Below are 11,548 nucleotides of genomic sequence, written 5' to 3'. Positions count from 1 at the left end.
ATCAATATGAGAAGTCAAATCACGGCCTTACAAATCTCTCCCCCATTTCTCACACGCCTTGTTAGATTTGAGGGGAGAATGCCGCGACACTTGTGCGATACCTTCGCGGCGCCAGGGCACCAAACATGCCCCACAAACATAAAAAAGAGCATCGACCAGCATCGATGCCCTTCAAACAATCGCGCTAAGAAAAAGGCCGCCAAAACGGCGGCCTTTTTCTTAGCTATGTACATGTGCGCCAATCGGCGCCGCACTCTACCCTAAATGAATATCCGGATCGAGTGACTGAGCGCTCACGCGCATCTCGCGCGCAAGCGAAAGGAACTCATCCAGACGAATACGCTCGATAGTGCCCTCTTCAACGCCTTCGCACACCGCGCATCCCGGCTCATGGGTATGCGTGCAATCGTTAAAGCGACAGGCACGAGCTGCCTCGACAATCTCGGGAAACATCTTTGCCAGCCCCCGCTCATGACCGACAAGCGGCAAACTGCGCAAGCCCGGAGCGTCGGCGATGACACCCGCATCGTGACCCAGCGAGACCATAACGCGGGCGACCGTGGTGTGACGGCCCGCGTCATCACGCTCACGCACATCTCCGGTCTCCAACGCCTCATGGCCAAGCAGGGCGTTAAGAAGCGTCGATTTGCCAGCCCCCGATTCGCCCAAAATCATGGCACAGGAACCCGCTGGAACGCAGGCGCGCACCTCATCGACACCCTGCCCTGCTACCGAAGACGTAACAAGCACGCGCATCTGCGGCCCCACCAGCTGTCGAACCGCCCGCACCACGCACTCGAGCTCGACGTCGTCACAGCGGTCCGCCTTGGTAAGCACGATCACAGGATCAACCCCGCAATCGAGTGCCAACACCATGGAGCGTGCAATGCGGTCGCACACCAGCTCAAGCGTATCGCGCACAGAGCCCAACGCCTGCACGACCAAGATAGCGTCGATGTTCGCCGCAAGCACCTGACGCTCGCCGCGTTTCTTGCCGCGCCAGCGCTCAAAAGAGCTGTGCCTCGGTAACACGTGCTCGATCACGCCCATGTCGTGACCAGCAGAGATACGAACGACAACACGATCGCCTACGGCGGGCAAAAGCACCTGCTCGTCGCTGTGCGCCTTGGCAAAACCCACGGCATGCTCGGCACGCAAGGTCTGACCGACGCAGGCTACCAGCGGAAACCCGCGATCCAGGCGCACGACAACGCCCAGGTGCATCTCGGAGGCAGCTTGTTCGTCACGACGGGCAGCATCGGCAACCCATGCTTCGAACGCGGCAGCCTGAACAGCATCTGCCCCCATATCCTCAAACGTGGGAACGTCACGCAAAGACTCGAGGGCGGGCAAATCGGCGACAGTGCAGGCCTGCTCCCGCGACACCTCGCGCGAACGACGAGCCAACCCCGCTCGCTTCTTTGCCTTGCCCATGTGTGTCTCCTACTCCTTCTCGATAGCGCGCATGATGGCCTTCTGGATCTCCACGATGGGGATGATCAGGAACGCCAGGGCCAGCGCGGCGATAACGCCCTTAGGCTCAAGCGTCACAGGGCCAAAGAACATATTGGCGAGCGTCGGCTGCACGGTCACGATCACCGTCAGCACCAGCGCCAACGCGGCAGAGGCCCACAGCCACTTGTTCTGCTTCTTCATAGTAAACAGGGAAGCGCGACGGCTGCGCATGTTGAAGCAATGGAAGATCTCGACCATGTTGAGCGTGATAAACGCCATCATGACGCCCTCTTCGTCCGCATTGCCCGCAATCATATCGGAGATGTGGATGTAGCCCATATCAAAGTAGACGCCCACAAAGAAGCTCGCGAGCACCAGTACGGTGATGATCAGGCCCTGAACAACGCAGTCCACGCCCATGTGACCGGCAAAGACACCGTCCTTGGCATTACGGGGCTTGCGCTTCATAACGTCGCCCTCGGCCTCTTCCATGCCAAGCGCCAGCGCCGGGAAGCAGTCGGTCACAAGGTTCACCCACAACAGCTGTACCGGCTGGAAGATGGTAAAGCCAATGAGCGTGGCGATAAAGACGCTAAAGACCTCGGCGAGGTTTGCCGAGAGCAGGAACTGGATGACCTTGCGGATATTGTCGTAGATGCGACGGCCCTCTTCGCAAGCACCGATGATGGTGGCAAAGTTGTCGTCGGCAAGCACCATATCGGCCACGTTCTTGGTCACGTCGGTGCCGGTGATACCCATGCCAATGCCAATATCGGCGCGCTTGATGGAGGGCGCATCGTTCACGCCGTCGCCGGTCATGGCCACGATCTGGTCGCGGCTCTTCCACGCCTCGACGATGCGCGTCTTATGCTCGGGCTGAACGCGTGCGTATACGCCAAAGTCCTCGATGTGGGCGTCAAGCTCCTCTTCGCTCATGCGATCGAGCTCGGCGCCGGTGATGGCCTGGCTGCGATCCGTAACGATGCCCAGCTGCTTGGCGATAGCCACAGCGGTATCGATATGGTCACCAGTAATCATAACGGTGCGGATACCCGCGGCATGAGCCTCCTTGATGGCAGCGGCTGCCTCCGGACGGACCGGGTCGATCATGCCCGAAAGGCCGCAAAACACCATGTCGTGCTCAAGGGCCAAGGCGGAGCAATCGACAGGAATCTCATCATACGAACGGCTTGCCAGAGCAAGGACACGCAGAGCCTCATCGGCCATGGACTTGTTGGCAGCGGCGATCTGCGCGCGGCGCTCGTCGGTCAGCGGAACGACGGCATCGCCCTCATATATATGAGTGCACAGGCCCAAAACAACGTCGGGCGCGCCCTTGGTGTACTGCTCGTAAGCACCATCGAGGGTCTCCACCACAACGGACATCATCTTGCGGCCCGAGTCGAACGGCGCCTCGCCCACGCGCGGGTGCTCGGCAGTAAGGCCCGTGAGGCCTGCCTTGCCGGCATCGTTTACCAGAGCGCACTCGGTGGGCTCGCCCACGGCCTCGCCCAGCTCCTCATCCCACGTGGCATCAGAGCACAGGGCCATGCCGGCAAGGAACTTCTCCTCGGGAGCAGCGAGCTCGTGCTTGACCACGGTCATCTTGTTTTGGGTAAGGGTACCCGTCTTATCGGAGCAAATAGTCTGCGTGCAGCCGAGGGTCTCAACGGCAGAGAGCTTGCGAATAATCGCCTGGCGCTTGGCCATCTTGGTCACACCGAGCGAAAGCACGATGGTCACAACGGCAACAAGACCCTCGGGGATTGCGGCAACGGCCAACGAGACGGCAACCATAAAGGTGTCGAGCAGCGCGGTCGGATCGGCCATGACGTTACCCACGCCATGGCGGAGGATGTCCACGCCAAAGATAACGACGCAGATAACGATAACCATAACGGTGAGGATGCGGCTGAGCTCGGCCAGCTTGACCTGAAGGGGCGTCAGCTCCTCCTTGGCATCGGCGAGGGCGCCGGCGATCTTGCCCATCTCTGTATCCATGCCGGTTCCCACCACAACGGCGCGACCACGGCCATAGACCACCGTAGAACCCATATAGCACATGTTCTTGCGATCGCCGAGCGGCACATCATCGGCACCGGCGGCAAGCTCAATCGTGCGAGCGTGCTTCTCGACAGGCACGGACTCTCCGGTAAGCGCAGCCTCCTCGATCTTCATCGTGGCGCTCTCGAGCACACGGCAGTCGGCAGGCACCGAGTCGCCGGCCTCGAGCAGCACGATATCGCCAGGAACGAGCTCGGCGCTCGGCAGATGGCACAGCTTTCCGTCACGCATGACCTTGGACTGGGCCGCACTCATCTCCTGAAGGGCAGCCAAAGCCTCTTCGCTCTTCGCCTCCTGCACAACGCCGAGAACGGAGTTCACTACGACGACGAACATGATGATAATCACGTCGGCAAAATCGGCCTCGCCCTTCACCAAGCCGGTAAGAGCCGAGATGACAGCTGCCGCGATAAGCATGATGACCATAGGATCTGCCATCTGCTCAAAGAAGCGCTTCCACAGCGGAACAGGAGCCGCTTCGTCAAGTTTGTTGGGGCCTGTCTGGCGCAGCCTGTCGGCAGCGACAGCAGAGGTCAGGCCGTCCTCAGCACTCGTTGCCTGCGCATCGAGCACGTCCTTGGCGTCGGCCAAGTATTCACGTTGCATAGATTCCCCTCCTGGGATGATTGAGCTGCCAAGCAGATTGATGCCCGATCATAATTCCCAGGAGAAGGGCAAGGGCTCATCAAGGCTGCCGTGCTTAGCAGCGATTTGCAGTCCTCTTATAGTACCCAAAAGGTCGAAGACGCGCTGTGCCAAGCGGCAGACATCGTCCAGGCTCCGCAATTTCATCGACATCCTTACCGCAGCGCCACCTTGCTTCATTTTCTTTATCGAAGCCTAACGCAGGGCAAACATCGTTTTGTTGCGCTATTTGTACCGTATTATTCCGAAAGTCTGCATTCCCTGGCGGCTCGAGCGCATCCAGGTCGCCTCGATGCCCCAGACCCGTTTCCCCTGCGTACGCGTTCCTTTCTTCTCAGCGAACGCGCTTCGTAACGAAGCTAATTTCTTTCGTTTCATTTATTATTTCTGCAGGTAGGAGAGTTTGTAAGTTTCGGATTCTTTCGTAATCGAAAGCAACATCCTGTCGTATACTGTTTTCAAAGTGGAAGCATCGGCACAGACTTCTATGGAGGTATGCATGTTCAAACGTACGAAAATCGTCTGCACCATGGGCCCGGCTTGCGACAACGAGGATACGTTGCGCGAAATGATCAAGGCCGGCATGAACGTCGCCCGCTTTAACTTCTCTCACGGTTCCTACGAGGAGCATCACGAGCGCATCGAGCGTGTGCGCCGTCTTGCCGCAGAGCTCGGCCAGCCCGTCGGCATCCTGCTCGACACCAAGGGCCCCGAGGTTCGCACCGGTCTGCTCAAAGACCACAAGAAGGTCACTGTCACCGAGGGCGACCCCATCATCGTAACCGCCGCCCCGACCACCGAGGACAACCTCGGCACCGCCGAGCACATCTCGCTTGATTACCTCAACCTCCCCAAAGAAGTCACCAAGGGATCCACGATCTTGATCGACGACGGACTGGTCGGTCTTGAAGTCGAGTTCGTCGAGGGTAACGACATCCACTGCATCGTCAAGAACAGCGGCGAAATCGGCGAGCGCAAGGGCGTCAACATGCCCAACGTGAACATCAGCCTGCCCGCCATCACCGAGCGCGACCGCGCAGACATCCTTTTTGGTCTCAAGGAGGGCATCGACTACATCGCTGCCTCCTTCATCCGCGACGGTAAGGCAGTCGAGGAAATTCGCGAGCTCTGTGTCCTGAACGGCGGCGAGCACGTGACGATCTTCCCCAAGATCGAGTGTGCTTTGGGCGTCGAGAACTTCGACGAGATTCTCGAGGCTTCCGACGGCATCATGGTTGCCCGCGGCGACCTGGGCATCGAAATCGCCCCGCAGTTGGTGCCGCATATCCAAAAAGAGATCATCCGCAAGTGCAACGACGCTTACAAGCCCGTCATCACCGCTACGCAGATGCTCGATTCCATGCAGCATAACCCGCGCCCGACCCGTGCCGAGGTTGCCGACGTCGCAAACGCCATCTACGATGGCACCGACGCCGTCATGCTCTCCGGCGAGTCCGCTGCCGGCATGTACCCGGTCGAGGCAGTGAAGATGCAGGCCAGCATTGCGCTCGAGACCGAGAAGTACCTGGCTGATCACGCTCCGCTCGTCGTGCCCGAGGGCGCTTCGACCACGCGCGCCGTCAACAACGTCGTGGGTCTTTCTGCCGTCAACATGGCCACCACCATCGGCGCCAAGTGCATCACCGTTCCTACCACCACCGGCCGTACGGCACGCCTGATTTCGCACTTCCGTCCCAATATGCCCATCTGCGCATTCTCCCGCCATGAGTGGGCCGTCCAGCAGATGATCATGTACTGGGGCGTGCAGCCGCACCTTGCCGCTATCACGCAGGGTACCGTTAACGGCACCATCATGAAGGCAATCGAGACCGCCAAGGAGCTTGGCTACGTCAATCCGGGCGAGCTCACCGTGGCAACCGCCGGCGATCCGCGCATGTGCGTCCAGGCAGAGGGCAAGTTTTCTTCCACGAACGTCGCCTACGTGGCTCAGGTCCGATAATCGCGCCTGCAACACCCTGCACCCGCAGTAAGGGGTCCGGAAGGAAATTCCTTCCGGACCCCTTTTCATTTAGACCATTGCCTTACCGCGCCCGCTATTCTAGCTAGCAGCTCATCTTCTGCCGTGCCTCGGAAATAAGCCGCTCCGTTGTATCCAATACCTCGGAAAACGTCTCGCTAAAAAACGTCTCGGTAAGCAGACGATACGGCGGATGCTCCGCTCGACCGGGATTCTCGCGCACCACCTCGTGAATAACGCCAACGGTCTTGAGCACATCGTCGCTCGAAATGGAATACTGTGCAAAGGCAGCCGCCGCAGCCTTAAGGCGCGGCGTAGCGCGCACGATGCTTTCGAGACGCAGCGTTTTGCCAAACCAATCGAAATCGCCCTGTTTCTTAATGCGAAATTCCTCACTGGGTTTGCCGCCCTGCGCCGCAAGATATTCGTTTACGCGGGTGTTCCAGATGTTATCAGCAAGCAAGTGCACCCACGTGCCAAGCGTAAGGTCAAACAGGGACTGTTCTACGTCGTCGGGCTGCGTCGAGAATTCTGCAGGCGAAACAGCGGGCAGGTCCGGCACGCCATCATAGCGATGCGGATAGTGCACGCGATTCACGCGTTCGCGCTCCTGAGCGATGGTGGTCGTCTCCACGCATGAGCCGCAGCCAGCATGGTGCAGCAGCGGCACCACGTAGCCATCCCAAAACTCGTGCGCACGCGGCTTAGGGATAGGCTCAGATTCGGCAAAATGCGTGATGCGATACGGGATGGGGTCGGCAATATCCGGCACCATATAACCCACGGGGACATCGGGAACCACGCTGCCAAACAAGAAGGCATTGCGATCGCGCACGAGTGCCGCCACGGAGCCGTCGCGCGCAAGGAGCTTTTCGGCCTCGGCGATATGTATGTTCCAACTTGGCAAGAAAGCTACCCCTCAATCAACATGTCCGCAGGTAAAACAAGGGAGCACCCTAAATTCAGGGTGCTCCAAATACATCTATCGCAACATGTGCCAGACTAGCTGCGAACCTCGCCGCCCGTTGCCTTGCACAGTTTGGTGACGATCTTGCCGTGCGCGCGCTCGACCTCGTCGCTCGTAAGCGTATGGTCGTCGGAGCGATACGTCAGCGAGAACGCCATGGACTTCTTGCCCACGCCCACGCGAATGGGATCGCGGTAGACGTCGAACAGGCGCACGTTCTCGAGCAGTTTGCCACCGGCGCTCGTGATACGCTGGAGCAGGTCCTCGCAGGTCACCTCGTCGGGAACAACGATGGCAAGGTCGTGCTGGACAGCCGGGAACGGCGAGAACTCATGATAGTTCTCCTGGTTATGCGCTCCCTTGATGAGCTTGTCAAGATCAAGCTCGAAGGCAACCACGATCTGATTGATATTCATGGCCTCGCGCGCCTCGGGGTGAATCTCGCCCACCCAGCCCAGCACGGTACCGCCAGAAAGAACCTCGGCGGCACGGCCCGGCTGCAAGAAGTCGTAGCCCTCGCCCTCGGCCACGCGGAAGCGCACCTTAGGGACGCGCAGCTGCTCAAGAAGTTCTTCGACAATGCCCTTACCGGCAAAGAAGCGCAGCTTATCAACAGTGTTATTCCAGGTCTGATCGGTCCAGGAACCCGTAAGCACACCTGCCACGGACTGCGTCTCGCGCGGCAGGCTCGCGTTCTCGCGGCCATGGAAAAGAGTGCCGATCTCATACAGGTGCACGTTGGTCGTGCCATGGGCCTCGTTGTAGGCAACAGACTGCAACAGGCCGGGGAGAAGCGAACGGCGCATTTCGGTCTGCTCGGCAACCAGCGGATTCATGAGTACGACAGGCACACCGCGACCATCGGCGGACATATGGATCTTCTCGAGGTCACCCGGGGCAGCAAAGCCAAAGGTCGTGGTCTCGTTAAGACCGCAGGCGCGCAGAATCTGGCCAACCTTGCGCGTAAGCTGCTGCTCGTGCGTCAGGCCGCCAATGTGATTCTTGGCAGCAGGGATCGTGGCCTCCACACGGCCCATGCCCCACAGGCGCAAAATCTCTTCAATAAGGTCGATCTCGCGCGGAAGATCGGGTCGGAAGCTCGGAGGCGTGACCAGGTAATCTTCGCCCGTCTCCTCAACCGTGCAGCCCAGACGCGTCAACGAACGCACCACGAAGTCACGCTCGATAGGAGCGCCGCAGATATCGAGAACACGCTGATAGCGCAGGGTGATGGAATCGATGGTCTTGGGAGCGGGATACACGTCCACATAGCCGGGGGCAACTTCGCCGCCGGCGAGTTCCTCAATGAGGGCGCACGTCACGTTGGCAACGTCGACGCAGCCCGTCTCGTCCACCTGACGCTCAAAGCGAATGGAGGCATCGGAGATAAGCGAAAGGTCACGGCTTGTATGGCTGGTGCGGCCGGCGTTGAAGCAGGCGCTCTCTACCAACACGTCCACCGACGCGTCGGTAATCTCAGAGTCCATGCCGCCCATGACGCCTGCGAGAGCCACCGGGCGCTCGCCATCGGTGATGAGACCCATGCCGGCGTCAAGCACGCGCTCCTCGCCGTCGAGGGTCTGGAACGTCTCGTCCTGTTTGGCAGCGCGCACCACCACGGAGCGATGACCATCGTGCTCGGCAAAGGTTGAGAGGTCAAAGGCGTGGAGCGGCTGACCGGTGAGCATCATCACGTAGTTGGTGATGTCGACGATGTTGTTATGCGGACGAATGCCCAGGCTGTTCAGGCGCTTGACCATCCAATCGGGCGAGGGCCCAACCTTCACGTTTCGCACGATGCGAGCGACATAGCGATCGCACAGGCCCTCGTCGGCGATCTCGACGGAAATTTCGTCTGCCGTCGCACGGCCGGTCTTGGATTTGATGGCGGGCAGCTCCACGTGGTAATCGCGATCGAAGATGGCGCCCGTCTCGCGCGCCATGCCAATCATGGACAGGCAATCGGGGCGGTTGGGCGTGATTTCACAATCAAGCACGGTATCAGACGAGCCATAGTACTCGCCAAAGGGCATGCCAACGGGAGCGTCCTCGGGCAGGATCATGATGCCTGCGTGGTCGCCGCCGATGCCCAGCTCGCGCGCCGAGCAGTTCATGCCAAAGCTCGCGACACCACGGAGCTTGGATTTCTTGATCTTGATGCCGCCGGGCAGCTCGGCGCCAATCATGGCGGTCACGATATGGTCTCCGGCCTCGAAGTTCTGGGCGCCGCAAACAATCTGCAGCGGCTCGGGGTTGCCCTCGGCGTCGACGTTTTTGTCGCCCACAGAGACCTTGCACACATACATGTGGTCGCTATCGGGATGTGGCGTTTTCTCGAGCACCTGAGCCGTGACCACATGCTCAAAGCTCTCGCCCACAACGTCGATAGCCTCGACCTCGGTACCCGTGCGAATATACTCGTCCGAAAGCTCCTTGGGGCTCTCGGGCGCATCGATCATAGTCTTGAGCCAGTCGTACGAAACGCGCATTTAGCTCTCCTTTTTATCTAACCCCATACGCATGGGAGTGAATTACAGCAGCAAAGACAAAATCAACTAGAACAATCAACCAGGTATACGGCTTTCCGAAGTGCCGCAGATTGCCCTGAAAGAGGAGGGAAGCGTACTTAGGTACGCGACCGACGATTGAAGGGCAAGGTGCGGTGCTTCGGGAAGCCGCCGGGACAAGTCAACCTAAAACTGGTTGAGGCAGCGCATATCACCCGTCATCAGCGTGCGCAGGTCGGGCAGGTCGTAACGAAGTGCCGCCACGCGCTCGGCGCCAATGCCAAAGGCGAAGCCGGTATATTTCTCGGGGTCGATGCCGCAGTTGATAAGCACATTGGGGTCGACCATGCCGCAGCCCAAAATCTCAATCCAACCGGAATGCTTGCAGAAGTTGCAGCCCTTGCCGCCGCACACGTGGCAGCTCACGTCAACCTCGCAGGAAGGCTCGGTGAAGGGGAAGAAGTGCGGGCGATAGCGCGTCTTGCGATCCTCACCGAACATGCACTTGACAAAGTAATCGAGCGTGCCCTTGAGGTCACCGAAGGTAATGCCCTCGTCCACCACGAGGCCCTCGATCTGGTTGAACTGCGGCAGGTGGCAGGCGTCCGCCGTGTCGGGGCGGTACACGGTGCCCGGGCAGATCATGTAGATGGGCGGCTTCTGGCTCTCCATGGTGTGAATCTGCACGCCCGAGGTCTGGGTGCGCAGCAGGATGTCGGACTCGCCATGAGCGTGGGCCTCGGGGTGCGCCACGCTACCGGGATTGTTGTCGACCACGTAGAAGGTGTCGCGTGCCGAGCGGCTGGGATGGTCCATGGGGGCGTTGAGCGCGGTGAAGTTGTAGTAGGAGGTATCGACCTGCGGGCCAGACTCAACGGTGTAGCCGATGCCGCAGAAAATGTCCTCTGCCTCCTCGATGATCTGCTTGATGAGGTGCTGGTGACCAATCTGCGGACGGATGCCCGGCAGGGTGATATCCACGGCGTCGTGCTCGAGCGCGTGCTTGAGGGCGGCAGCTTTCATCTCGGCCTTGCGCTCCTCGAACAAGCCCTCAACCAGCTGGCGCATCTCGTTAGCGCGCTTGCCCATCACGGGACGCTCCTCGGGGGAGAGCTTGCCCATCATGCGCATGAGGCCGGTCACGCGACCTTTGCGGCCGAGCAGGGCCACGCGGGCGGCCTCGAGCTTCTCGGCGTCGTCGGCGTTGGCGATAAGCTCCTTTGCCTCCGCTTCGAGCTTGGCCAGATCATCGATCAGACTCATCTATCTTCCTTTCCTGTCTGCACGGGGCCCATGCCCCGTCCCGCCCGCACTCGGCAATAAAAAACCGTCCTTGGGCGCTTCTCGCTTACCCAAGGACGGTTGAATTCCGCGGTACCACCTTGTTTGGCAACCGGATGTTTTGCCCGGCATACCCTCTTTTGACCTCTTGTCGCGAGGCTCACGGCTCCCCTACTCAGGCAATGCCCGTTCAGGTCGCTGCTCGGGAGTGAACGTTTAGCCCTTGCCAAGGTGAAGAGGCTCGCAGCCCATGACCTCTTCTCTCTTAAACCCGGCGCGGCGGACCAAACCCTCTCCGTCAACGCATTGGCCAAAATGATAGCACAAGGGAATTCGCGGGTGCGCCGCAATGCGCGACGCGCTCGGATTTGTCTTGGACTTCACAGCCGTCTTCGTCGCTATGGGCGCGCTCGCAGGCACCACCCTCGGCGCCATCGCATTCGCACTTCTTTTCGGCGGGGCCGCTCCCTTCTACCAGTGCATGGACCCCAGCTCCCTTGGACCCGCCACGACATCATCCGACCGCGGAAACGGGACGGGGGACTCGGGCGATGAGCCCTCTAAAATGAATAAAAACGTCATCGTTTTGCATAGAAAAACGCCAGATGATCCAGATTCGAGAATTTGAGCGGCGACCCTTGGTCAAAATGG

General features: G+C 59.7%; 6 protein-coding genes. 1 reads left to right on the top strand and 5 read right to left on the bottom strand.

What is annotated here, in order from left to right:
* Nucleotides 1-255: 255 nt before the first annotated feature.
* Entirely contained in the window at nt 256-1,434 is a 1,179-nt protein-coding gene (gene rsgA / locus HF320_RS01335) for a ribosome small subunit-dependent GTPase A (protein WP_169276730.1), read from the bottom strand.
* Between the two features lie 9 nt (nt 1,435-1,443).
* Nucleotides 1,444-4,125, bottom strand: a complete 2,682-nt coding sequence (locus tag HF320_RS01330) for a cation-translocating P-type ATPase (RefSeq protein ID WP_169276729.1) — start codon at nt 4,123-4,125, stop codon at nt 1,444-1,446.
* A gap of 538 nt (nt 4,126-4,663) precedes the next feature.
* Between HF320_RS01330 and pyk the strand changes: the two genes are divergently transcribed.
* Nucleotides 4,664-6,124 (top strand): pyruvate kinase, encoded by a 1,461-nt coding sequence (gene pyk, locus HF320_RS01325; protein WP_040221284.1) that lies wholly within the window; start codon nt 4,664-4,666, stop codon nt 6,122-6,124.
* A gap of 103 nt (nt 6,125-6,227) precedes the next feature.
* On the opposite strand, the gene HF320_RS01320 is transcribed toward pyk, so the two are convergent.
* From HF320_RS01320 to pheS, 3 genes are all read right to left on the bottom strand, one after another.
* Complete coding sequence (locus HF320_RS01320) at nt 6,228-7,049, bottom strand: hypothetical protein (RefSeq protein WP_169276728.1); 822 nt, start codon at nt 7,047-7,049, stop codon at nt 6,228-6,230.
* Nucleotides 7,050-7,144: 95 nt separating this feature from the next.
* The gene (pheT, locus tag HF320_RS01315) at nt 7,145-9,598 is read right to left on the bottom strand and encodes a phenylalanine--tRNA ligase subunit beta (protein ID WP_169276727.1); all 2,454 of its coding nucleotides are present in this window, start codon (nt 9,596-9,598) and stop codon (nt 7,145-7,147) included.
* Between the two features lie 204 nt (nt 9,599-9,802).
* Nucleotides 9,803-10,879, bottom strand: coding sequence for a phenylalanine--tRNA ligase subunit alpha (gene pheS / locus HF320_RS01310; RefSeq protein ID WP_075844592.1), 1,077 nt, complete (start codon nt 10,877-10,879; stop codon nt 9,803-9,805).
* Nucleotides 10,880-11,548: the final 669 nt, after the last annotated feature.

It is taken from the genome of Collinsella acetigenes (genome assembly GCF_012844445.1).
Lineage (GTDB): Bacteria > Actinomycetota > Coriobacteriia > Coriobacteriales > Coriobacteriaceae > Collinsella > Collinsella acetigenes.
This window is presented reverse-complemented; position numbering and strand designations above follow the sequence as displayed.